The following is a 23580-nucleotide window of genomic DNA, read 5'->3' as shown; positions in this document are numbered from 1 at the left end:
GAGGCCGATAAGGAACAAGATGACCACGCTTGCTCTCGGTGACGCGACCCGGCCGCTGTTGCTTCGCTCATAGGGAGACTCTCCTTGCCTTTATGAAGGGTGCTGCCTGGTTTTTCCAAGCAATCCTTCAATTACTTACCGAATGTTGGTTTGCCCAGACTCAAGCAAAACATTCGGTAACCGGGTCAAAGTGGAGAACGCCAAGGCTTATGACATAGAAGTCAATCTGCATGATTTAGAGCAGGAGTAGCCCGTGCCCACTGATAAATCCAACGCGATTGGAGGCTTTGCAAGCGTTGCGCCAATATCCTTCAAGCGTCCTCGGCTACCCGGCACACCATGGAATGCGCTTTGTCAATCCGCCTTGCGGGCTAACAAAGGCGTCCTTCTAGCCATCACTACCCAACAAGGGAATCGTCCCTGAGGGACGTGGGCTGGACATGGGACGCATGAGCGGTTGAAACAGTCGGCTGTTCTCCATCGCCTTCGGATGAAGACTGGCTCCGGCATGAGCGATCACAAGCATGGGGCAAAGCCAAGAAGCTCTTCCAGGAGACTCGATTTGGCTTGCCTGATGGGTGCCCGTGTCGACGGTCGATCGCACCTAGGCAAGTGGAGCTTATGGAGCCGATCCGGCGGCCTTCTGGATGATGACTGCCGGGTTTTCGCCAAAGCTCTATAGCGCGGGTAATCAGCCGGAGGAGGCGCAACGATGGGAGGCAACTGAGTCGAGGGACTTCGAGGGGCTATCCTGCTGGGCTCGTAATCTACGGCGATCCGAAGCTACATCGACGCAGTGACCGAGCGATGGCCTGCGCCAGCTGGAACTAGTGGAAACTCGGTCTAGGTAACTCCGTTCAAAAACTCCGTTTGCAATTCCTGCCAGATCAGGTCGAGCGGCTCCACACTGCGGCGGCTCTGCCGGGCGAACAGACCTGCGATGGAAGCAACTCGGCCAGCAGTGCAAAGCTGCGAGAGCGGATGTCGCTACGACCTGCTTCCTGTAGCGAATGACTGAGATGATTTCCTGCATTGCACAAAGATGCCGTTGGGCCTGGTCCAAGGCAGGCTGCAGCTGGATCTGGCTTCGCAGCTCGGTCTCCGACTCGCCCGCGCTGGTCGAAGCGTCTTTGCTAACGCTTACGGCCAGCACGCACCCACCGGCCTGGAAGGCTGTCTCTTCAAGGATCTTTCGGCCACAAGGCAACGAAAACATCTCAAGCCTTTCACTCGGACCATGCTTTGCCAGTAAGCTGCGCCAGCGGTCGCTAACTTCTCGCGCGTGGTAGAGGCAGCTTCGAGTAGCTGACGCTTTGCGCCGGAAGTGGTGCGCATCGAACGCGCGGGGTGTACGAGTAACGCAACGACCTCACGCAATGCTGGTCGCTGTCATGCCTTTACGCGAAGAAGATCCGCGGCCCGGCGATCATTCGGTCACGGGTAGACAGTGCTCATCGTAACATATGCCACCTGTCATATTTTGGTGTAGCCTCAGCCTCGACTTTGCCACTTGTCATAGCCGTTCATTCCACCTCTTCCGATAACGAGGCTCCGGGAAGGATGACTGCCTACGCTCCCAACTGCCCAAGCCGATCGATTCTGGCTGGCATCGCTCTGAATTACCCCGATGCTGGCTTGCCTACCCGCTGGGTGATGATGTGATCGAAGGTAATCCCGACACCACGCATGAGCTTTCTACTGCACCGTCGGCGTGAGACCCCGTAAAAGCGTGGCGTTCTTTCACGTCGCAACCTTGCGAAGTTCGAACTGCGCTTCGACAACGACGAAGCCTTCGTGCTGATTCGAGGGGCGTATCTGCAATTACATGACACCGGCGAGCGATTCGAGGATGAGCGCAGACAGATTGCGTCTCGATTCCGGCTGGGCACACGGGGGTCTGCGAGGTCGTTCGAGTTCCGCCGGAAATTCACTGTGGTTACATAAAGTGGGGTGCCTGATTAGTTTTATAACTGGAATTTTTGCTCGTGTTCAGGCCCATTCCTGCAGGGCCTGCTTCGGGTTTTGGGCTGAACCGTTGTTTCGCCCCGCTCACAGGTGGATGCACACGCACTCGAATTGAAACATTGATCTGATTGGTCGTTGCTGCAGTCGTGCAAGGTACTGCTTGCGAAACCCCAGGCTGTGTGAAAAACTCCCGGCTCACATCTGGGAGATTTCGCGGTTGCTACGGCGAAATCTGCAGAGTTATCGGCTAGCTTGCATAGAATCCGCGAGAGGAGCACCGAGTTCTGATCAGAGGTTTTTGGTGGTCTGTCATTTTGGTTGATTGATCAGAACGCTTGACTCAAAACGTTTTCACACAGCTGACATTTGTCGGGACTCGGCTTTCAGAAACGTCTACAAAAAAAGGGTCGATTCATCGGTGCGCCTCAAACCTGATCCTAAAGGCACACCAAATGCACGCTCCTCAACCGGCAACTTGACCAATTGCACCCAAATGACATAAAGCCCAAGCGTTCTGTGGGATTTGGCCCCGAAAAAAACACAAGAACCACCCCGACAGCATTGGGTGCTGCCCGAAGAGGTGGACAGCGGCCCAACGGGGCGTGGTGGATTGTCGGTGGGTCTCATGGCGAGCGGCTGGAGCCGGGCGAGTGTAATAGCGCTTGAGGGTCAGCGCCTCCTGATAAACAAGCGGCTATGGTCTTGCATCACAACAAGGAGATGCGCACGGTTCAACCCTTCCAAGTCCTCGCGGGCGCGGGTTGGCCAAACTACCGAAACAGACGAGGTGCCTGGTACAACTTCGCGCAAGCTGAAAGCAGTAAATTCGGGGCCTGCAGAGGCAGATTTCGGCAGAAAAATCAGGAGTTTTGGGTTAATACTTAATTGGGCGTTAGGATTGATTACGGGTGCCGCCTCCAAACGAAAGGGCGGCAACATCACATTTTAGTGCCGGTTTGTCCGGGCTTTTTCCGTCTCTTTTTGTACAGGAACTTTCGGCCCTTGGTTTTCTCAGGGGTACGCCGGGCGCCCACTGAAAATATGTAGTCCCAGCACCGCCGTAGAAAGGATTGATGCCGACGAACGCCGTGGCGTTCATCCGCAGCACTATGAAAACCGCAACCAGTCCCACGACTGCAGACCTAACGCCAATTTAACCCTCTAGCCGGCTTGGCTGGTTCATCTTGCGACTCTCCGCAGCAACCGACACGTTCAGCCAGGCAGTCGACCCCGCCTAGTTGAAGTTGATCACGTCTCGGAAGGGTAGCCAGCACTGGCACCAGCTGGACAGGCGATCAGGGGCGCCTTGCCCTGATCGACCTCGACAGAGCGCAATGGACAAGGCGTCCGCGGCTCCGCCGCCGGCAATAGGAGACCGCCCCGAGCCTACATCGCAGCCGTCACCCTGGGTAGGGTTGTGGACGGCTGGGAGCCTTGCGAGCCGCTGCACCTGGTCGACGCCGCTTGATGGGGGCTGGATGAGGTGATTAAGACGACTGGCCTCCCGTTACGTGGAAGCTGACGACGTGCGATACGCAGAGGAGAAATTCCTGGTCATGCACAAGCTCACCGTGATCGTCGCCATCTGCGCAGCCGCGCCGAGACCACTCATACACGCGCGCCGGGGGCAATACTCGCGCGCGCGGTATTGCCATGAAGCCTTATTTCAGTTGAGCGAGGGCGGCAGGTATGCTCGGCGGTCAGCCGTACACTGCAATACCGTAATGGTCAGTGACCGCCTGAATCCCTCCGTTCGGCTGATGCAACGTGGTGTTCGCGTCACGCAACCAGCTTTCAGCAGATGATCGATGAGGGCGCTGCTAAACGTAAATCTCCAACGCGGGCGGCAATTACGGAGGTACCGTATGCCCTACAAAAGAGCGATTCACCACTGTGGAATCTTGTCAAACAATCAGATGGCAAAAGAATCTGACGCTCTGCTGGAACTACCGACTTCGCAGCGGAAAAGCTAGAGCAAACAGTCGCGGCCGAATGCCTGAAGGAAAGAAGGGATTGGGGGGGTGATCACCACCGGAGTTCGAAGAGGTTGATGCTCCCCCTAGCTGCGCAACGCAGCCAGCATCAAGCGAGCTACGAGACACCTTCATCGGGTTTAAAGCATTGGCGCGCCAGTTTACAGGCGTGGTGATGATGCCTGGATGGCCACAGATCCGCGCCTACAGACAAAGCGCCATGCCGGCAGGCGCATCGGCAGCGACGATCAACCGGAGCTTGCGGCGCTGTCGGCAGCCATTAACTGGTGCAATGTCGAGTATGAATGGGCCCTACCCAACCCCGTGAAGGGTCGGACGATGCGTGAGCCGGAAGGCAGGGTGCGCTGGCTGACACGGGCAGAGGTTGAATCGCTCTGTCGGGTAGCCAGCAAACAAAGGAATGGCGCGCTGCTGGTGGACTTTATCCATCTGGCGGTCAACACCGGCTGCAGGAAGGAGGAAATGCTCGGGCTTGAGTGGCGCCGCGTGGATCTGGTCAATCGCCTGATCTACTTGGAAGGACAGCACACCAAGGCCGGTAAGCGCCGGAGCATCCCGCTGAATGACGGGGCTATGGATGCCCTGAAGGGCCGGATGGCATATCGGGCAGAGGCTTGCCCGGGATCACCCTGGGTATTTGCCAGGGCAACAGGTGATCGGGTGGCAAGCATTCGCCAGGGTTTTGTCAGCGCCTGCAAGTCCGCACACATCGATGACCTGGTGATTCACGATCTGCGGCATACCTGCGCGGCGCACTTAATCAGTGCTGGGGTGGCGCTGGCGGAGGTCAGGGATTTACTCGGCCACTCGACCATCATGATGACCGAGCGGTATGCGCATTTGGCGCCGGCCAGGGTCAGGGCTGCCGTGCGGGTACTGGATGGGCTACGCGAACACGGCAGTTCACGTTTAGTTCACGCTGCTGTTCCAGCGCATCAAGGAGGAGCGCTGTTAAAGCTCGTAACCCCTTGATTTATAAGGTGGTGCGGACGGAGAGACTCGAACTCTCACGCCTTGCGGCGCTGGAACCTAAATCCAGTGTGTCTACCAATTCCACCACGTCCGCGTAACAGGCTTTGAAGCAAAGACGCCAGACTTTGAGGTCTGGCGTCTTTTCGAATATGGGGTGGACGATGGGGATCGAACCCACGACAACAGGAGTCACAATCCTGTGCTCTACCAACTGAGCTACGCCCACCATATTGCGCTACTTGTGCCAAACAGCCTATTGGCGTGCCCGGCAGGACTCGAACCTGCGACCATCCGCTTAGAAGGCGGATGCTCTATCCAGCTGAGCTACGGGCACTTATTCATCTGCATTCCGCATGAAGCGCAGACTTAAAGCTTTGGCTGCAGCGAACCAAACATCGACTCGCCTTGCCTTCTTACCCAGCGTCTGGCTGTGCTCGACAAGCGGGGCGAATGTTATAGTCAGCTTTCACTGCCGTCAACACTAAAACGTAAAAAATTCAGTGAGATAAAGGAGTTACGGGAAATTGCTGACCAGCCGCCTTTGCCCGCCCGGCTTGTCATGCGAGAATGCGCGTCCTTTTTCAATCATTTCCGATGGTTAACCAAGCGTCATGACCGCACAACTAATCGACGGCAAAGCGATCGCCGCTAGCCTGCGCCAGCAGATCGCCCAACGTGTCGCCGAGCGTCGCCAACAGGGCCTTCGTACCCCTGGCCTGGCGGTGATCCTGGTAGGCAGCGACCCCGCCTCTCAGGTGTATGTCTCGCACAAGCGCAAAGACTGTGAAGAAGTTGGTTTCCTGTCCCGGGCCTACGACCTGCCGGCCAGCACCAGCCAGACTGAGCTGCGCGACCTGATCGACAGCCTTAATGAAGACCCCAGCATCGACGGTATCCTGGTCCAGCTTCCGCTACCGGAGCACCTGGACGCCTCCCTGCTGCTGGAGCGCATTCGCCCAGATAAAGATGTCGACGGCTTTCACCCCTACAACATCGGCCGCTTAGCACAACGCATCCCAGTGCTGCGCCCCTGCACCCCCAAAGGCATTATGACCCTGCTGGCCAGTACCGGCGCCGATCTGTACGGCATGAATGCAGTCATCGTTGGCGCTTCCAACATCGTTGGCCGACCGATGGCGATGGAGTTGCTGTTGGCTGGCTGCACTGTAACGGTCACACACCGCTTCACTCGCGACCTGGCTGGCCATGTAGGCAATGCCGATCTGGTCGTGGTTGCAGCCGGCAAACCCGGACTGGTCAAAGGCGAGTGGATCAAAGAAGGCGCTATCGTTATTGACGTTGGAATCAACCGCCAGGAAGACGGCAAACTGGTCGGCGACGTGGTATACGAAACCGCCCTACCTCGCGCCGGCTGGATTACCCCGGTACCTGGCGGCGTGGGCCCGATGACGCGTGCCTGCCTGCTGGAAAACACCCTGTACGCAGCCGAACATCTACACACCTAAGCCGTACAGACGCAAAAAAGGCCGCAGAACAGGCTGTGCGAAAACGTACTAATGGTTGACCAAGCAAACGCCCCGACTGGTTCGGGGCGTTTTGCTGTGTGCGGACCCAGGGGAGAAAAAGGCTGTATCAGCCCATCAATCCGATGAGGTGGCGTGCGCCGAGCACGTTGATCGCTCTTTTGAGGTTATAGGCCTGTACCGCTAAGGCCATTTCGGTTCGTGCTCCCTTCAATTGGCGAAGCAGGAAGCGACCATTACCAAATAGCCATTGTTTGAGGTTGCCAAATGGATGCTCGACGATGGATCGCCTACTCGCCATCATCTCGGGCTGCGCCTGCAGCCGCTGCTCCATTCGCTCAAAGGCCGCCTCGTGGGCATGGCGTCTCAGGTAGCGACGCTGGGCGTTGGTGCACTGTGCCTTGAGCGGGCAAGCGCTGCAGTCGCTGATCGCCGCGTGGTAGATACGCTCCCCGCGATTCAGTTGCTTGAGCGTCAGCAACTTGCCTGCCGGACAGCGGTACTGGTCGCTCTCTGCGTCGTAAGTGAAATCACTTCGCTCGAACAGCTGCGTATCACCACCCCGGTTGTTAACTGCCCGGTTGGGCGGCACATAGGCGGTAATGCCGGCATCTTCGCATGCCTGGAACTGCTCGCCGTTGGAGTAACCGGCATCGGCAGTGACCGTCAGCACGTCCTGCTGCAACTCGGACTGGGCGGCTTTAGCCATCGGCTCGAGCTGCTGGGTATCGTTGCCGTCCTGTGTGACCTCGTGATGCAGGATCAGGCAATGCTCGGCGTCCACAGCTGTTTGCACGTTGTAAGCGACGCGCCCACCCCGAGGGGTACGCATCATCCGGGCATCGCTCTCGGTGGTGATGAATTGCTCAAGCTCCAGGGCCTGCATCAGTGCTTGGCAAGTCAGGTTGTCGGCCTGTTTGGCTTGCAGTCGCTCCAGCGCCGTTTTTACCGCACTACGGTCAACGGCCTCATTGGCTTCGGACTTGTCCGCCTCATCCAGCTCCGCCAGGTACTGGGCGATACGCTTATCCAGCTTCTCTTGCTGACGCTTGAGCTTCTTCAGATCCACATGCCGACGCGCTGAGGCCACGGCCTTGAATTTGCTGCCATCGATGGCCACCAACTCTCCGGCGATCAGCCCGGCTTGACGGCAAAACTGCACGAAGGCCCGACAGGTCGCGCTGAACGCTTGTCCGTTGTCCTTGCGGTAATCGGCGATGGTCTTGAAGTCCGGCTTGAGCCGATTGAGCAACCACATGACTTCGACGTTGCGCAGGCATTCAGCTTCGAGGCGTCGGGAGGAGCGGATGCGGTGGAAATAGCCATACAGGTACAGCTTGAGCAGGTCCGCCGGATCGTAGGCAGGACGCCCCGTACTCTTGGGAGTGGCTTTGGCAAACCCGAGTAGCTTGAGGTCCAGTCGAGCCACGTAGGCATCGATCACACGGACCAGATGGTCGTCGGGAATCAACTCTTCCAGCGAAACCGGAAACAGACTGGTCTGGTCTCGCGCCTCTCCTTGGATGTACGCCATAACGAAAAATGCCCGTATCTTTCGATGCGGGCATTTTCTTCAACTACCAATCAGAACGCTAGGTTTTCACACAATCTGAGAAGCGGCCTTTTTTGCGGCAGAGACCTACTCAGCCAAACGCCAAGTCGTCCCGCCCTTGCCATCTTCCAACACCACACCCATCGCCGTGATCTGATCACGAATCCGATCCGACTCGGCCCAGTCCTTAGCCGCGCGCGCCGCCAAGCGGGCCTGAATCAGCGCCTCGACCTGCGCCGCATCGACTTTGCCTTCAGCGCCGGCCTGCAGAAAAACCTCGGGCTCCAACTGCAGCACGCCGAGCAGACTGGCCAGCTCCTTCAGCCGCGCCGCCAATCCAGCAGCGGCATGCAAATCCCTATCGCGCAGGCGATTAACTTCACGCACCAGCTCGAACAACACCGCACAGGCTTCAGGCGAGTTGAAGTCGTCGTTCATTGCCTTGGCGAAACGCTCGACGAACGCCTCACCACCAGCCGGAGCCGCGTTCGGCAGGCCTTTGAGCGAGTGATAGAAGCGCTCAAGCGCGCCCTTAGCTTCCTTCAGGCTGTCTTCGGAATAGTTGATCGGGCTGCGGTAATGGCTCGAAACCAGCAGATAGCGCACCACCTCCGGGTGATACTTCTCCAACACTTCGCGAATCGTGAAGAAATTGCCCAGTGATTTGGACATCTTCTCGCCATCCACGCGTACGGCACCGGCGTGCATCCAGGTATTGGCGTAGGACTTACCGGTAGCAGCCTCGCTTTGGGCGATTTCGTTTTCATGGTGTGGGAACACCAGATCCGGGCCACCGCCATGAATGTCGAAGGTATCGCCCAAGCAGCAGGTCGACATCACCGAGCACTCAATATGCCACCCCGGCCGACCAGGCCCCCAAGGCGACTCCCAGCTCGGCTCGCCCGGCTTGACGCCTTTCCAGAGAACGAAGTCGAGCGGATCATCTTTCGCTTCGTCGACTTCGATCCGTGCACCGATGCGCAGGTCTTCGATCTTCATCCGCGACAACTTGCCGTAACCGGCGAACTTGCCGACTCGGTAGTACACGTCACCATTCCCCGGCGCGTAGGCATAGCCCTTGTCGATCAGGGTCTGGATCATCGCGTGCATGCCAGCGATATGCTCGGTGGCGCATGGCTCCTGATCTGGGCGTTGAACGCTCAGACGAGCCTCATCCTCATGCATGGAGGCGATCATGCGAGCGGTCAACCGATCGAAGCTTTCGCCATTTTCCTGGGCGCGCCGAATGATCTTGTCGTCGATATCGGTGATGTTGCGCACATACGTCAGGTCGTAGCCGCTGTGGCGCAACCAACGGGCCACCACGTCGAAAGCCACCATGACCCGCGCATGGCCGATATGGCAGTAGTCGTACACGGTCATGCCGCAGACATACATGCTGACCTTATTACCTTCGAGCGGCTTAAGGACTTCTTTGGTTTTGCTGAGCGTGTTGTAGATGGAAAGCACGATTACTTATTCCTTAGAGCTGCTCTCAAAGCCAGCGAGCGCGGCACAACTTAACCCAGTGAGCGCTCGCCCTGACCCGATCCAGCCTTAACCCCAGGAGTCACGCAGTGTGACGGTACGGTTGAAGACCGGCTTGCCGGGCTTCGTGTCCTTCAGGTCTGCGCAGAAGTAGCCTTCGCGCTCGAACTGGAAACGATCCTCTGGCTGGGCCTGACCGAGCGAGGGTTCGGCACGACAGCCAGTGAGCACCTGCAGGGAGTCCGGGTTGATGTTCTCCAGGAAGCTGGCACCCTCCTCCGCCTTCTCCGGGCTTGGCGAGCGGAACAGGCGGTCATACAGACGCACCTCGCACTCGACGCTTTCTGCCGCCGGAACCCAGTGAATCACACCTTTGACCTTGCGCCCTTCCGGGTTCTTGCCGAGGGTTTCTGGATCATAGGAGCAGCGCAGCTCGACGATATTGCCATCGGCGTCCTTGATCGCTTCATCGGCGCGGATCACATAACTGCCACGCAAACGCACCTCACCGGCCGGTTCCAGGCGCTTGTAGCCCTTCGGCGGCGCCTCCATGAAGTCGTCGCGGTCGATGTAGATTTCCCGCGAGAACGGCAGTGTGCGCACGCCCATGTCGTTTTTTGGATGACGCGGCAGCTCAAGGCTCTCGACCTGGCCTTCCGGGTAATTGCTGATCACCACTTTCAGCGGACGCAGCACACACATGGCACGCGGAGCACTGTGGTCGAGGTCGTCGCGAATGCTGAATTCGAGCATGGCGACATCGACGATGCCATCGGAACGGTTGGTCCCAATCATCTCGCAGAAGTTACGGATCGACGCGGCGGTATAGCCGCGCCGACGGAAGCCCGACAACGTCGACATGCGCGGGTCATCCCAGCCATTGACGTGTTTTTCGTCAACCAACTGCTTGAGCTTGCGCTTGCTGGTGACGGTGTAGCTCAGGTTGAGCCGGGAGAATTCGTATTGGCGCGGATTATTCGGTACCGGCAGGTTATCGAGGAACCACTCGTAGAGCGGGCGGTGACCTTCGAACTCCAGGGTGCAGATCGAATGGGTAATGCCTTCGATCGCATCGGACTGCCCATGGGTGAAGTCGTAGTTTGGATAGATGCACCACTTGTCACCGGTCTGGTGGTGGTGAGCGTGACGAATGCGATAAAGAATCGGGTCGCGCAGGTTCATGTTCGGCGACGCCATATCGATCTTCGCCCGCAGCACACGGGCGCCGTCCTCGAACTCGCCAGCCTTCATGCGCGCAAACAAGTCGAGATTTTCTTCGATGCTGCGCTCACGGAACGGACTGTTTTTACCCGGTTCAGTCAGGTTACCGCGGTATTCGCGCGCCTGATCTGGGCTCAAGTCGCACACATAAGCCTTGCCAGCCTTGATCAGTTCGACAGCCCACTCATGCAATTGATCGAAATACTGCGAGGCATAGCGCACCTCGCCGGCCCACTGGAAGCCCAGCCACCTCACATCGCTTTCGATGGCATCGATGTACTCCTGGTCTTCCTTGGCCGGGTTGGTGTCATCGAAACGCAGATTGCATACACCACCAAACTCTTCGGCCAGACCGAAGTTCACGCAGATCGACTTGGCGTGGCCGATGTGCAAATAACCATTCGGCTCCGGCGGGAAGCGCGTGACGATTTTTGTATGCTTGCCAGCATCCAAGTCCGCCTGAACAATCTGACGAAGAAAGTTGGCAGGGACAGCTGGGCCCGTCTTGGGATCAACAGCGGCATCGAGAGTGGGGTCGAGAGTGGGCTTGCTCATGGGATCCTTGAACGTACTAGTGCGCAGCCAGGGTAGGCCGACTAAATCAAAGCGCTTATCATAGCCGAAGCTGTCAACCCCCTGACAGGCCTTCGATTTTCTCGACCGAGTGGATTTTCTCATGATCAAGCTGCATACCAATCACGGCGTCATCACCCTGAACCTCTTCGCTGACAAGGCCCCGGAGACCGTGGCCAACTTCGAGGAGTACGTTAAGGCTGGTCATTACGACAACACCATTTTTCACCGCGTAATCAGCAACTTCATGATCCAAGGCGGCGGTTTCGAGCCAGGCATGAAGCAGAAAGCGACTCGCGCAACGATCAAGAACGAAGCCAACAACGGTGTTTCCAACAAAATCGGCACCGTCGCCATGGCTCGCACCATGGAACCGCATTCGGCTTCCGCGCAATTCTTCATCAACGTTGCCGACAACAACTTCCTCGACCACAGCGCACCGACCGTTCAAGGCTGGGGCTACACCGTGTTTGGTGAAGTGGTAGAAGGCATGGATGTGGTGAACAAGATCAAATCCGTCGCCACCACCATGAAGTCCGGCCACCAGGACGTTCCGGTCGATGACGTGATCATCGAGCGCGCAGAGATCGTTGCCGAGTAAGCAGTTTGATCAACCTACTGATCTCTGATCTGCACCTTGAAGAACAACGCCCGGATATTACCCGGGCGTTTCTGCATTTCCTCGCCGGTCGTGCCCGCACGGCTGACGCGTTGTACATCCTCGGTGACTTTTTTGAAGCCTGGATCGGCGACGATGCCATGAGCCCCTTCCAGCGCTCGATCGCTCAAGCCCTACGCGACTTGAGCGGCCACGGCGTGCGTATTTACCTGATGCACGGCAACCGTGACTTCATGCTCGGTCAAGGCTTCTGCCGCCTGGCCGGCTGCACGCTGCTGAACGACCCGTGCCTGGTCGAGTTGAACGGCGAACGCGTACTGTTGATGCATGGCGATAGCCTCTGCACCCAAGACGCAGCCTACATGCGCCTGCGCCGCATTTTGCGCAACCCGCTAACCCTCTGGATGTTGCGCCATCTGCCACTGACCACCCGTCACAAGCTGGCACGTAAACTGCGCAAAGAAAGCCGTGCCCAGACCCAGATGAAAGCCAGCGAAATCACTGACGTCAACCCGGAAGAAGTCCCCAGCGTAATGGCGGCACATGGTGTCCGCACGCTGATTCACGGCCATACCCATCGCCCCGCCACCCATCAGTTGCATGTCGACGGTGAACCCGCCCGGCGCATCGTCCTGGGTGACTGGGATAAACAAGGCTGGGCACTCCAGGTCGATGAGCACGGTTTTCAGCAAGCACCTTTCGCCCTGACACAAGACTGACTTCAAGACACCTCTCGCCAAACAGGCGCAAAGCTTGGAAAACCGCTCAACAAGACCGCAGACGGCCTTGTCTGCCCGCTTAAAGAGTGAAGAACCAAGCCTCTTCGAAAAAAAACGCCTCTAGGGCGTTTTTTGTTGGGCTCGCCTTGCTTAGGCGTACAGAGCCTGGCTCAGACAGCGGGCACACCACTGTGAAAGCGAAACTCAGTGTCAGGAGCTTCGATCAACTCTTGCTCAACCGCCCTCACCTTCTCAATCACACGGTTTACGTCCTTCTCATCACCGTACTGGTACGCGAGCTTGAGGTAGCCTTGGAAATGACGCGCTTCACTTTTCAGTAACCCGAAATAGAACCTGCCCAACTCATCGTCTAGATGGGGTACCAGAGCCTCGAAACGCTCACAGGAACGCGCCTCGATGAAAGCTCCAACAACCAGTGTATCAACCAGCTTTACCGGCTCATGGTTACGGACAACAGCTCTCAGGCCAGACGCATAGCGACCAGCCGAAACAGCTCTTAGCTCAATCTTCCGCCGTTTCATCAGCCGCAGTACTTGCTCATGGTGAACAAGCTCTTCACGAGCCAATCGGGACATGAGGTTGATCAAATCTACGTGAGTGTTGTATTTGGCTATCAGGCTAAGGGCAGTGCTTGCAGCCTTGAACTCACAGTTTTTGTGGTCAATCAGCATGGTTTCCTGATCAACCAATGCAGCTTCAACCCAGCTAGTAGGTGTATGGCAGCCTAGGAACTCGTGGATTTCTGGAAAATTCATACCAGATCGCCCCGTCGTAGCAACGCCGACTGTTTCTCGCAGTTGACGTGATCGATCAGCAGCACATCCTGATTATGCAAAGCCTGGGCAACCCAGGTGTCAGGCGTAGGGCAAAGCAGGAACGAGTCAATTTCGGGGAGCGATTGCATGATCTCACAGGGCGTCATTTCGACGCTGGCAGGCAGGCCTAGGGCGGGCCATTATACGAATGCAGCCGAAGACGACCAGTCGAGTGCTTGATATGAGTCATGAACATCGACCGCAGCCGACAACTATAGTGATGTAAGACCTTAGCAATCACTCGCAGGGAGACGACCATGCAAGCCATTCGCAGCATTCTGGTGATAATCGAGCCCGAGCTACCGGAAGGTCTCGCGCTGAAACGAGCCAAGCTGATCGCTGGAGTGACTCAGTCGCATCTGCACCTGCTGATCTGCGGCAAAAAACATGATCACTCGGCCCTCCTCTCTGACCTCAGCAGCACATTGCAGCAGGAGGGTTACAGCGTTTCCAGCCAACAGGACTGGCACGACAACCTGCATCAGACCATCATCACCGCGCAGCAGGCCGAAGGCTGCGGGCTGGTGATCAAGCAACACCGCCCGGACAATCCACTGAAAAAAGCTCTACTTACCCCGGATGACTGGAAGCTGCTGCGTTACTGCCCGGGACCAGTCTTGATGGTAAAGACCGACACCCCCTGGGCCGGCGGCATCATCCTCGCCGCCGTCGATGTCGGCAACGCTGATGGCGAGCACCGCACGCTACACGCCAGCATCATCAATCACGCCTATGAGATCGCCGGCTTGGCCAAAGCGAGCCTGCACGTGATCAGCGCCCACCCCTCGCCCATGCTCTCAGCCGCCGACCCGGTGTTCCAGCTCAAGGAAACCATTGAGGCGCAATACCGTGAGCAGTGCAAAGCCTTCCAGGCCGAGTACGACTTCAGCGACGAGCAATTGCACATAGAAGAAGGCCCGGCCGATGTGCTGATCCCGTACATGGCCCACAAGCTCAACGCCGCGGTCACGGTGATCGGCACCGTGGCGCGCAGTGGTCTTTCCGGCGCGCTGATCGGCAACACCGCCGAGGTGGTGCTGGACACCCTGGAAAGCGATGTCTTGGTACTCAAACCCGATGCGATCATCGCCCATCTGGAAGAGCTGGTAGCCCAGCGCTGAGCCCGTCAGCGGGTGCCTAGGCGCCCGCCGTGCCATATAACCATTTCCCATACGCTTAGACATAAATCGACTGACTCAGGCGACCAACTGCCTAAGCGTGAAACAGAATAGCCACCATACTCATCCGTTGAGTTGAGTGAGCAAGATCTGTTGCCCCTTGAGCAGAAACGCTCACCGGAGAGCACCTCGATAGATACCCCCAGGATCGGGGCATCCACTTGGGTGTGTCGCTTGAGCGGGCGGATAGGCACATGCAGGCGCGGCATTGAGGGCGGTAGACGCTAGCGCGCTTCCCTTGCCAGCAGCGCAACCCGCACGAAGTGGCGCAGCTCCTCCGGCACCAGGCGCGACGGGGCGTGTTACAGATCGGCCTTCTCGATGTAAATGCAATGGACAACAGCGTCAGCGCTGTTGAGGCAGCTTTCGCAGTTGCATGAGCGATCAGCCGCAGTTCCGTGGTTATTAATGCCAGCTCGATTCAAGCGTCAACAATCGGACTGAGCAGGTAGGATTCGATTTCAGCTGTCGCGTGCATGATGTCGGTGGGTGAGCTTCCGGCTGACGGAAGGGCAAGGGTTGGCCATTAACGCGCACAACCCGCCCGAAGGGACATGAGCCAAGATCGTCCGTGGCCATGAAAGCCGTACTCACGCACAGGGAGACACTCATGCACACCATCCGTAACACCTTGGTGGTGGTGGATTCGCAGCAACCTGAGGATCTGATTCTCAACAGGGCCAAAATGATTGCCAGCGCCACTCAGTCGCACCTGCATCTGCTGGCCTGCGACAAGCGACTCAACCATTCCTCCTACCTGAACGACATGCAAAGCGCCCTGGCACAGGAGGGCTATAGCGTCAGCGCCCAGCAGGCCTGGCATGGGAGTTCGCACAAGACCATCATCGCCGCCCAACAGGCGGAGGGCTGTGGCCTGGTGATCAAGCAGCACCTGCCCGACCACCCGCTGGCGAAGTCCCTCCTCACCCCCGAGGACTGGAAGCTGCTGCGCTATTGCCCCAGCCCGGTGCTGATAGTGAAAACCGCCACGCCCTGGACCGGCGGCACCATTCTCGCGGCCGTCGATGCCGGCAACAGCGACATCGAACACCGCGTCCTGCATTCCGGCATCGTCAGCCACGGCTACGACATCGCCGAACTGGCCGGCGGCACTCTACACATGATGAGCGCCCATCCCTACCCCATGCTCTCGGCGGCCGACCCCGTGCTCCAGCTCAAGGAGAGCATCCAGGCTTTCTATCGCGAACAGTGCAAGACGTTCCAGGCCGAATTCGACATCAGCGACGAACGCCTGCATATCGAGGAAGGTTCCGCCGATGTGCTGATCCCGTACATCGCGCACAAGCTCAAGGCCGCGCTCACGGTGATCGGGAGCGTGGCCCGTACCGGTCTGTCAGGCGCACTGATCGGTAACACCGCCGAGATGATTCTGGACACCCTGGAGAGTGATGTACTAGTGCTCAAACCAGACGACATCATCAACCACCTGGAAGAACTGGCCGCCCCACCACCGAGTCCATCGGCCGACGCCGCGGCATCCTCCTGGCCCTATAACCATCACAACCATCGACCACACACTTAGGCACAAATCGAACGCCCCAGCCAACCAACTGCCTTGGCCAATCGCCACAGGCCTAGCATGCAGATTCACTCAGCGAGCAAGACCTGCTGTCCTTTAAATCAGCCCCAAGAAGTAGGAGAGGTCAGCCCGTAATCACGCTTCCCTGAGTTGGAGGAGATTGCCATGCAACGCATCCGCCGCATTCTGGTAGTGCTCAACCCCGAGCAATCCGATGGCCTGGCGCTTAGACGAGCAAAACACATCGCCAATGCCATCCACGCCGATCTTCACCTGCTGTTCTGCGACCATAGGCATGACCACACCCCCTTCATCCGCAGATTAAGCGAAGCACTCAAGGGAGAAGGCTTCAGGGTTACGACCCAACAGGCCAACTGCGATCACCTCCATCCCACCGACGCCATACTAACCGCCCAGCAGACCAACGCATGCGATCTGGTGATCAAGCAGCATTACCCGGACAACCCGCTGACCAAGAACCTGCTTACCCCCGAGGACTGGAAGCTGCTGCGACACTGTCCGGTCCCGGTATTGATGGCCAAAACCAATCGCCCCTGGAATGGCGGCCTGGTCTTGGCGGCCATGGACGTCGACAACCATGAGGGCGAACACCGTGATCTGCAGGGCAGCATCATCGTCCATGCCGTCGATCTTGCCGCCTTGATCCACGGCTCAGTGCATGTGGTCTGCGCCTACCCGCAAGTGTTTTTTTCCTCTGCCGATCCAAGCCGTCTCATGCCCGCCGGCAACGCCGCCCATTACCTGGAGGCGTGTAGCTGGTTCCAGAATGAGTATGAGCTCCACGACCACCAATTGCATGTTGCCGAGGGTCCAGCCAAAGCCGTGATTCCGCAGATGGCCCATGAACTCGCGGCGGTTATCTGCGTAATTGGCACAGTCGCGCGCAAAGGCCTTCCCAGCATGCTCATCGGCAATACCGCCGAAGCCCTGCTCGATCGAGTGGAGAGCGACGTGCTGGTGTTGAAACCCCACGACAGTGACGTCCACTTGCTAGAACCCTATGAGGAGCACCTGCCCGCGATGGAGAAACCTCAGCGCAACCCCTAACCGACAGCCACGAAAAAGCCGCCAACGCAGGCCGTGTGAAAACGAAGCGAGCGAAAGTTAGACAAGGCGCAGCGGTGCGGAGCGGAGTAACAGCCGCAGGCTGGCCCGAAGGGCGAGCGCCAGCGAGTCAAAACAGGCGAAAAAGCGCAGTTTACGCGGTGTAAATGAGCATTTTGAGCCTGTTTTTAACGCCGTATAACCGAGCGCAGTAGTTTTCACACAGCCTGAACGGGCGGCTTTTTCGTGCTTAGCTCAGCGATCAGACGCGAATATCTCCAGGCCTTCGCGGAGGAATTTCGGCGCGATATAGCGCTCGTAATGCGCCTCGGACAGCAGAAAGAACTCACGATCGATGGCGTCGCGCAGCTCCGGCAACGCCCAACCGCGAAACTCAGGCAACAATGTCATGCCATAAGCGTCCAGCTGGCTGATGACGCGGGCGCCACGGGCAATCAGTTGATATGCCCAGCAATAGGCCGACTGCTCGGGGACGAAGCGAATTTTGCGCCGCTCCAACTGGGTGCGTAGACGAACGGCATCGAAAACATCCAGCTTCGCCGTCATGACCTGTACCAGCAGGATTTCCAGACGTCGCCAAACCGCACGCTTCTCCTCTTCGTTATAGAGATTCCAGTTCACGACCTCGTGATGGAAGCGCTTGCAGCCGCGGCACACCAGATCACCGTAAACAGTGGAACAGAGGCCGACGCAAGGCGTCTTGATACGTTGATTAGACATGGCGTGGAGGTACAAGCAGAGGGGAAACAGTTGGGCATCTTAGCCCTTTGTCTAAGTAGGGTCACCCCAGCGCAGCAGGCTGTGTGAAAACTACTGCGCTCGGTTATACGGCGTTAAAAACAGACTCAAAATGCTCATTTACAACACGTAAACTGCGCATTTTCGCCTGTTTTTGCCTTGTCTAATCTTCGCTCGCTACGTTTTCACACAGCCTGGCATGTGGGGCTTTTGTCTTAACTTCGCGAGTCTTTTCCAGTAGAATCGGCCCGCCATTCTTAGGCGTCATGTCCGTTAGAAGCTGTTTTCAAAGCGTCACGAGCACAGTTAATCCAGCAGGAACGCCGTTGGCTGGGGTACCACGCCCCCTCAGGTGCCCCAGCCAGCCCTCATCTAGTTCGTCCTGCCGGCGTAAAACTTTGAAAGCAGCTTCTGGATGCGTCCCGGACAACCCTATGGGACCACTGATGAGGGTAATAACTGTGCTTGAAGCCTATCGCAAACACATCGCAGAGCGTGCCGCTCAGGGCATCGTGCCCCAGCCGCTAAACGCCGAACAAACCGCAGGCCTGGTTGAGCTGCTGAAGAACCCGCCTGCTGGCGAGGAAGCATTACTCGTTGATCTGATCACCAACCGTGTTCCGCCCGGTGTGGACGAAGCGGCCTACGTCAAGGCCGCCTTCCTCTCGGCGCTGGCCAAAGGCGAAGTCAGCTCGCCACTGCTGGACAAAAAGCGCGCCGTCGAGCTGCTCGGCACCATGCAGGGCGGCTACAACATCGTCACCCTGGTCGATCTGCTGGATAACGCCGAGCTGGCTCCGGTTGCTGCCGACGAGCTCAAACACACCCTGCTGATGTTCGACGCCTTCCACGACGTCGCGGAAAAAGCCAAGAACGGTAACGTTCACGCCAAAGCCGTACTGCAGTCCTGGGCCGATGGCGAGTGGTTCAAGAACCGCCCGACCCTAGCCGACAAGATCAGCCTGACCGTCTTCAAGGTCACCGGCGAAACCAACACCGACGACCTGTCCCCGGCGCCCGACGCCTGGTCCCGTCCGGATATCCCGCTGCACGCCCTGGCCATGCTGAAAATGGCCCGTGACGGCATCGAACCTGATCAGCAAGGCGCCATCGGCCCGCTAAAGCAGATCGAAACCATCCGCGCCAAAGGCTTCCCGATTGCCTACGTCGGTGACGTAGTCGGCACCGGCTCTTCGCGTAAATCCGCGACCAACTCGGTGCTGTGGTTCTTCGGTGACGACGTTCCTTATGTCCCGAACAAGCGCGCTGGCGGCTTCTGCTTCGGCAGCAAAATCGCCCCGATCTTCTACAACACCATGGAAGATGCCGGCGCCCTGCCGATCGAGTTCGACGTCTCCAAGCTGAACATGGGCGACGTGATCGACGTTTACCCCTACGCCGGTAAAGTTACCAAGCACGACAGTGAAGAAGTGCTGGCCACCTTCGAAATGAAGACCCCAGTTCTGCTCGACGAAGTCCGCGCTGGCGGCCGTATCCCGCTGATCATCGGCCGTGGTCTGACTGAAAAAGCGCGTGCCGAGCTGGGTCTGCCGGCGTCCAACCTGTTCAAGCTGCCGGAGCAACCGGCCGCCAGCACCAAGGGTTACACCCTGGCGCAGAAAATGGTTGGCAAGGCATGCGGCGTGACTGGCGTTCGTCCAGGCACCTACTGCGAACCGAAAATGACCACCGTCGGCTCCCAGGACACCACTGGCCCGATGACTCGTGACGAGCTGAAAGACCTGGCTTGCCTGGGCTTCTCCACTGACCTGGTGATGCAGTCGTTCTGCCACACCGCGGCCTATCCGAAGCCGATCGACGTCACCACCCACCACACCCTGCCGGACTTCATCATGACCCGCGGCGGTGTTTCCCTGCGTCCGGGCGACGGCATCATCCACAGCTGGCTGAACCGCATGCTGCTGCCGGATACCGTCGGTACCGGTGGTGACTCGCACACCCGTTTCCCGATCGGCATCTCCTTCCCGGCTGGTTCCGGTCTGGTCGCGTTCGCCGCCGCCACCGGCGTGATGCCGCTGGACATGCCGGAATCGGTGCTGGTGCGCTTCAAAGGCAAACTGCAACCGGGCGTCACCCTGCGCGATCTGGTCCACGCCATTCCTTACTATGCGATCCAGGCTGGCCTGCTGACCGTAGAGAAGAAAGGCAAGAAGAACGCTTTCTCCGGTCGCATCCTCGAGATCGAAGGTCTGGAAGAGCTGACCGTCGAACAAGCCTTCGAGCTGTCCGACGCCTCGGCTGAACGTTCGGCTGCCGGTTGCACCATCAAGCTGTCGAAAGAGTCCATCGCCGAGTACCTGAACTCCAACATCACCCTGCTGCGCTGGATGATCGGTGAAGGTTACGGTGACCCGCGTACTCTGGAACGCCGCGCACAAGCGATGGAAGCCTGGCTGGCCAATCCGGAACTGATGGAAGCGGACAAAGATGCCGAATACGCCGAGATCATCGAGATCGACCTGGCCGACGTGAAAGAGCCGGTGCTCTGCGCGCCGAACGACCCGGACGACGCTCGCCTGCTCTCCAGCGTGGCTGGCGAGAAGATCGACGAAGTGTTCATCGGCTCCTGCATGACCAACATCGGTCACTTCCGCGCCGCCGGCAAGTTGCTGGAAAAAGTCAAAGGCAGCATTCCGACCCGTCTGTGGCTGGCTCCGCCGACCAAGATGGACGCGCACCAGCTGACCGAAGAAGGCTACTACGGTATCTACGGCAAAGCTGGCGCCCGTATGGAAATGCCGGGTTGCTCGCTGTGCATGGGTAACCAGGCGCGTGTAGAAGCCAAATCCACCGTGGTTTCGACCTCTACCCGTAACTTCCCGAACCGCCTGGGCGATGGTGCCAACGTGTACCTGGCTTCGGCTGAGCTGGCGGCTGTTGCCTCCATCCTCGGCAAGCTGCCAACCGTCGAGGAGTACATGGTGTACGCGGCCGACATCGACAGCATGGCTGCCGACGTTTATCGCTACCTGAGCTTCGACCAGATCGCCGAGTTCCGTGAAGCGGCTGCGAACGCCAATATCCCGGTCGTTCAAGCCTAACGAAGCAACGCATCAAAAAGAGCCCCGCCTAGTGCGGGGCTTTTTCTTTTCCGGAACACCTTGCAGCTCCGCCTGCAACAGCTATTTTCTGATTAGGGACCGCCGAATGCGGACCTTTTCAAGTATCAGGAGGGCCCCATGAAGCATTGGATTCTTGCCGTACTCTGCGTACTTGGCCTGACTGGCTGCGCCAACGAATACATCATCGCCACCGTCGATGGCCAGTTGCTCACCACCGACAACAAGCCGGAACTGGACGACGACACCGGGATGCTCGAATTCGAGGACAGCGAAGGCCGCAAGCAGCATATCCCGCAGGCCCAGGTGAAACAGATCATCGAACGTTGAGGTACGCCCCTTCCTCAACCTTTACCCTGCTTCGGCGGGGTTTTCTTTCTGGGGCCAGGTATTGGACTGGGAACGCAGCACAGTCACGCATCTTTTGCTTCTGCCACCCCGGCCACAGAGACATGATCTATCTGCGCTCCTGGATCACCGCCGGGGAAAGCTTCGCTCCCCGACTGGCATATCGCTTGCTTGAGCCTTAGCCACAGCGCTGACGCCTACGTCGAAGTCAGCCATAGACAATCGCTTCGCTACCGGCCACTGCTCTGGCCGTACCTAGAGCGGTGCGCATGATTCAGGGACAGCACAGCAATGACCGATGATAGCCAAGACAACACCCGCACGACTGCCCAGGCCTGGGTCGCCGGCTCGGATGCGCCTGAAAAGAGTGCGCTCAACCTCGGTTTTATGGCCCTGACCGACTCGGCTTCGCTGATCGTCGCAGCCACCCAGGGCTTCGCCCAGCCTTATGGCCTGACGCTAAACCTGCAACGCCAAGCATCCTGGGCCAGCCTGCGCGATAAGCTGCTGACCCGCGAACTGGACGCCGCCCAGGCGCTCTACGGCCAGGTTTATGGCATTCACCTCGGGCTGGGTGGGCCTGCCTGCGAGATGGCCATCCTCATGGGCCTGTGCCAGAACGGCCAGGCGATCAACCTGTCCGAACCGCTCAAACGTGCCGGCATGACCACTCCTGAAGCGCTCGCCAGCTGCGTGCGCCAAAGCGGTGCAAAACTCACCTTCGCCCAGACCTTCCCGACCGGCACCCATGCCATGTGGCTCAACTACTGGCTGGCCAGCCACGGCATTCATCCGCTGCATGATGTGAACACGGTGGTCGTACCGCCCGCGCAAATGCTCGCTCACCTCAAAGCGGCACGGATCGATGGCTTTTGCGCAGGCGGCCCGTGGGGCGCGCTCGCGGTAGAGCAAGGCCAAGGCTTCACCATCGCCACCAGCCAGATGATCTGGGCCGATCACCCGGAGAAAGTGCTCGGCGTCACCCATGAATTCGTCGAGCGCTACCCCAACACCGCGCGCGCTCTGACCATGGCAGTTCTCGAAGCAAGTCGCTTTATCGACGCGAGCACAGAAAACCAACGCAGCACTGCGCAACTGATCAGCGGCAGCGAGTACATCGATGCCCCGCTCTCAGCAATCCTGCCGCGCTTCCTCGGCCAATACCAAGACGGGCTCGGCAACGCCTGGCACGACCGGCATCCGCTGCGCTTCCACGCCGAGGGGGCGGCAAACATGCCCTATCTGTCCGACGGCCTGTGGTTCATGACCCAATTCCGCCGCTGGGGCCTGCTGCGGGATGATCCGGACTACCTCGGCATCGCCCAACAGGTGCAGCAACTCGAGCTCTACCGTGAGGCCGCCAGCGCCCTGGGCATCGCCGTGCCAGCCACGCCCATGCGCAGCGCCACCTTGCTCGATGGCAAAGTCTGGGACGGCTCCGACCCGGCCGGCTATGCGCGCAGCTTTGCCCTGCATGCCCTGGCCGATGCGCCACAGTCGCTAGCCCTTTAAGCCAGAGGATGACCTCCCCAATGCTGCGCATCCTCCTGATCAACGACACCGCGAAGAAGTTCGGCCGCCTCAAGGCTGCACTGACCGAAGCGGGTTTCGAGGTTATCGACGAATCCGGGCTGACCATCGACCTGCCTGCCCGAGTCGAAGCCGTGCGGCCCGACGTGATCCTGATCGACACCGAGTCCCCCGGCCGTGACGTGATGGAGCAAGTGGTGTTGGTCAGCCGCGATCAGCCGCGGCCCATCGTCATGTTCACCGATGAGCACGACCCTGACGTGATGCGCCAAGCCATCCAGTCAGGGGTCAGCGCCTATATCGTCGAGGGCATCCAGGCCCAGCGTCTGCAGCCGATTCTCGACGTTGCCATGGCCCGCTTCGAGAGCGACCAGGCGCTGCGTGCGCAACTGCAGGCACGCGATGCCCAACTGGCCGAGCGCAAGCGCATTGAGCTAGCCAAAGGCATGCTGATGAAAATGAAAAATTGCAACGAGGAAGAGGCCTATACCCTGATGCGCCGCCAGGCCATGAGCCGCCAGCAGAAGTTGATTCAGGTGGCCGAACAGATCATCGCCATGAACGAACTGCTCGGCCCTTGAACCCCAACAGAGTGGAAATTGGCTGGCAATGTAGGGTGGATGGATAGTGCGTCATCCACCCTACAATCCCTTCGAA

At 58.5% G+C, this 23580-nt stretch carries 17 protein-coding genes and 3 tRNA genes; 11 read left to right on the top strand and 9 right to left on the bottom strand.

Annotated features, from left to right (window positions below):
- The first annotated feature begins 4124 nt into the window (after positions 1-4124).
- The gene (locus D3879_RS22195; protein ID WP_238474300.1) at positions 4125-4931 is read left to right on the top strand and encodes a site-specific integrase; all 807 of its coding nucleotides are present in this window, start codon (positions 4125-4127) and stop codon (positions 4929-4931) included.
- Positions 4932-4940: 9 nt separating this feature from the next.
- Here the strand turns inward: D3879_RS22195 and D3879_RS22190 are convergent.
- The 3 genes from D3879_RS22190 to D3879_RS22180 form a co-directional block, all read right to left on the bottom strand.
- A tRNA-Leu gene (locus D3879_RS22190) sits at positions 4941-5025 on the bottom strand.
- A 56-nt stretch (positions 5026-5081) separates the two neighbouring features.
- A tRNA-His gene (locus tag D3879_RS22185) sits at positions 5082-5157 on the bottom strand.
- Between the two features lie 31 nt (positions 5158-5188).
- Positions 5189-5265 (bottom strand) — tRNA-Arg (locus D3879_RS22180).
- Between the two features lie 277 nt (positions 5266-5542).
- Between D3879_RS22180 and folD the strand changes: the two genes are divergently transcribed.
- The gene (gene folD, locus D3879_RS22175; protein ID WP_119956427.1) at positions 5543-6397 is read left to right on the top strand and encodes a bifunctional methylenetetrahydrofolate dehydrogenase/methenyltetrahydrofolate cyclohydrolase FolD; all 855 of its coding nucleotides are present in this window, start codon (positions 5543-5545) and stop codon (positions 6395-6397) included.
- Positions 6398-6524: 127 nt separating this feature from the next.
- Here folD and D3879_RS22170 read toward each other — a convergent pair whose 3' ends face one another.
- The 3 genes from D3879_RS22170 to D3879_RS22160 all read right to left on the bottom strand — a co-directional run bounded on the left by D3879_RS22170 (position 6525) and on the right by D3879_RS22160 (position 11231).
- Positions 6525-7949: an IS1182 family transposase gene (locus tag D3879_RS22170; RefSeq protein ID WP_119952405.1), complete on the bottom strand. Its 1425-nt coding sequence runs from the start codon at positions 7947-7949 to the stop codon at positions 6525-6527.
- 105 nt (positions 7950-8054) lie between these two features.
- Entirely contained in the window at positions 8055-9437 is a 1383-nt protein-coding gene (gene cysS, locus D3879_RS22165; RefSeq protein WP_177412479.1) for a cysteine--tRNA ligase, read from the bottom strand.
- An 87-nt stretch (positions 9438-9524) separates the two neighbouring features.
- The gene (locus D3879_RS22160) at positions 9525-11231 is read right to left on the bottom strand and encodes a glutamine--tRNA ligase/YqeY domain fusion protein (protein ID WP_119956425.1); all 1707 of its coding nucleotides are present in this window, start codon (positions 11229-11231) and stop codon (positions 9525-9527) included.
- A gap of 121 nt (positions 11232-11352) precedes the next feature.
- Between D3879_RS22160 and D3879_RS22155 the strand changes: the two genes are divergently transcribed.
- Both D3879_RS22155 and lpxH read left to right on the top strand, forming a co-directional pair.
- Positions 11353-11850: a peptidylprolyl isomerase gene (locus D3879_RS22155; protein ID WP_119956424.1), complete on the top strand. Its 498-nt coding sequence runs from the start codon at positions 11353-11355 to the stop codon at positions 11848-11850.
- 8 nt (positions 11851-11858) lie between these two features.
- Entirely contained in the window at positions 11859-12587 is a 729-nt protein-coding gene (gene lpxH, locus D3879_RS22150; RefSeq protein ID WP_420800954.1) for a UDP-2,3-diacylglucosamine diphosphatase, read from the top strand.
- 170 nt (positions 12588-12757) lie between these two features.
- Here the strand turns inward: lpxH and D3879_RS22145 are convergent, their stop codons facing one another.
- Entirely contained in the window at positions 12758-13363 is a 606-nt protein-coding gene (locus tag D3879_RS22145) for a MiaE family protein (protein ID WP_119956422.1), read from the bottom strand.
- The gene (miaE, locus tag D3879_RS22140; protein WP_119957060.1) at positions 13360-13512 is read right to left on the bottom strand and encodes a tRNA isopentenyl-2-thiomethyl-A-37 hydroxylase MiaE; all 153 of its coding nucleotides are present in this window, start codon (positions 13510-13512) and stop codon (positions 13360-13362) included. The genes D3879_RS22145 and miaE overlap by 4 nt, the downstream gene beginning before the upstream one ends.
- 168 nt (positions 13513-13680) lie before the next feature.
- Between miaE and D3879_RS22135 the strand changes: the two genes are divergently transcribed.
- The 3 genes from D3879_RS22135 to D3879_RS22125 all read left to right on the top strand — a co-directional run bounded on the left by D3879_RS22135 (position 13681) and on the right by D3879_RS22125 (position 17209).
- Positions 13681-14544: a universal stress protein gene (locus D3879_RS22135; protein ID WP_119956421.1), complete on the top strand. Its 864-nt coding sequence runs from the start codon at positions 13681-13683 to the stop codon at positions 14542-14544.
- 667 nt (positions 14545-15211) lie between these two features.
- Entirely contained in the window at positions 15212-16144 is a 933-nt protein-coding gene (locus D3879_RS22130) for a universal stress protein (protein ID WP_119956420.1), read from the top strand.
- 162 nt (positions 16145-16306) lie between these two features.
- Complete coding sequence (locus tag D3879_RS22125; RefSeq protein WP_119956419.1) at positions 16307-17209, top strand: universal stress protein; 903 nt, start codon at positions 16307-16309, stop codon at positions 17207-17209.
- A 252-nt stretch (positions 17210-17461) separates the two neighbouring features.
- Here the strand turns inward: D3879_RS22125 and D3879_RS22120 are convergent, their stop codons facing one another.
- A complete protein-coding gene (locus D3879_RS22120; RefSeq protein WP_119956418.1) occupies positions 17462-17947 on the bottom strand; it encodes a DUF1289 domain-containing protein in 486 nt (161 codons plus the stop codon).
- 479 nt (positions 17948-18426) lie between these two features.
- On the opposite strand from D3879_RS22120, the gene acnB reads away from it, so the two are divergent.
- From acnB to D3879_RS22100, 4 genes are all read left to right on the top strand, one after another.
- Positions 18427-21027 (top strand): bifunctional aconitate hydratase 2/2-methylisocitrate dehydratase, encoded by a 2601-nt coding sequence (acnB, locus tag D3879_RS22115; RefSeq protein ID WP_119956417.1) that lies wholly within the window; start codon positions 18427-18429, stop codon positions 21025-21027.
- Positions 21028-21165: 138 nt separating this feature from the next.
- Positions 21166-21375 (top strand): YgdI/YgdR family lipoprotein, encoded by a 210-nt coding sequence (locus D3879_RS22110; protein WP_119956416.1) that lies wholly within the window; start codon positions 21166-21168, stop codon positions 21373-21375.
- A gap of 309 nt (positions 21376-21684) precedes the next feature.
- A complete protein-coding gene (locus tag D3879_RS22105) occupies positions 21685-22905 on the top strand; it encodes a CmpA/NrtA family ABC transporter substrate-binding protein (protein ID WP_119956415.1) in 1221 nt (406 codons plus the stop codon).
- A gap of 20 nt (positions 22906-22925) precedes the next feature.
- Entirely contained in the window at positions 22926-23504 is a 579-nt protein-coding gene (locus tag D3879_RS22100; RefSeq protein WP_119956414.1) for an ANTAR domain-containing response regulator, read from the top strand.
- Positions 23505-23580: the final 76 nt, after the last annotated feature.

Source organism: Pseudomonas cavernicola (assembly GCF_003596405.1).
GTDB lineage: Bacteria > Pseudomonadota > Gammaproteobacteria > Pseudomonadales > Pseudomonadaceae > Aquipseudomonas > Aquipseudomonas cavernicola.
The sequence above is the reverse complement of the archived record's forward strand: the minus strand, read 5'-3'. Positions and strand labels throughout refer to the sequence as shown.

Bases quoted from the DNA above. Each gene is read 5' to 3' on its own strand.
- D3879_RS22100 (WP_119956414.1), top strand. From the start codon at position 22,926: ATGCTGCGCATCCTCCTGATCAACGACACCGCGAAGAAGTTCGGCCGC.
- D3879_RS22195 (WP_238474300.1), top strand. From the start codon at position 4,125: ATGGCCACAGATCCGCGCCTACAGACAAAGCGCCATGCCGGCAGGCGC.
- D3879_RS22145 (WP_119956422.1), bottom strand. From the start codon at position 13,363: ATGAATTTTCCAGAAATCCACGAGTTCCTAGGCTGCCATACACCTACT.
- D3879_RS22125 (WP_119956419.1), top strand. From the start codon at position 16,307: ATGCAACGCATCCGCCGCATTCTGGTAGTGCTCAACCCCGAGCAATCC.
- D3879_RS22155 (WP_119956424.1), top strand. From the start codon at position 11,353: ATGATCAAGCTGCATACCAATCACGGCGTCATCACCCTGAACCTCTTC.
- D3879_RS22120 (WP_119956418.1), bottom strand. From the start codon at position 17,947: ATGTCTAATCAACGTATCAAGACGCCTTGCGTCGGCCTCTGTTCCACT.
- D3879_RS22170 (WP_119952405.1), bottom strand. From the start codon at position 7,949: ATGGCGTACATCCAAGGAGAGGCGCGAGACCAGACCAGTCTGTTTCCG.
- D3879_RS22110 (WP_119956416.1), top strand. From the start codon at position 21,166: ATGAAGCATTGGATTCTTGCCGTACTCTGCGTACTTGGCCTGACTGGC.
- D3879_RS22135 (WP_119956421.1), top strand. From the start codon at position 13,681: ATGCAAGCCATTCGCAGCATTCTGGTGATAATCGAGCCCGAGCTACCG.
- D3879_RS22160 (WP_119956425.1), bottom strand. From the start codon at position 11,231: ATGAGCAAGCCCACTCTCGACCCCACTCTCGATGCCGCTGTTGATCCC.
- miaE (WP_119957060.1), bottom strand. From the start codon at position 13,512: ATGCAATCGCTCCCCGAAATTGACTCGTTCCTGCTTTGCCCTACGCCT.
- D3879_RS22130 (WP_119956420.1), top strand. From the start codon at position 15,212: ATGCACACCATCCGTAACACCTTGGTGGTGGTGGATTCGCAGCAACCT.
- D3879_RS22105 (WP_119956415.1), top strand. From the start codon at position 21,685: ATGACCGATGATAGCCAAGACAACACCCGCACGACTGCCCAGGCCTGG.
- folD (WP_119956427.1), top strand. From the start codon at position 5,543: ATGACCGCACAACTAATCGACGGCAAAGCGATCGCCGCTAGCCTGCGC.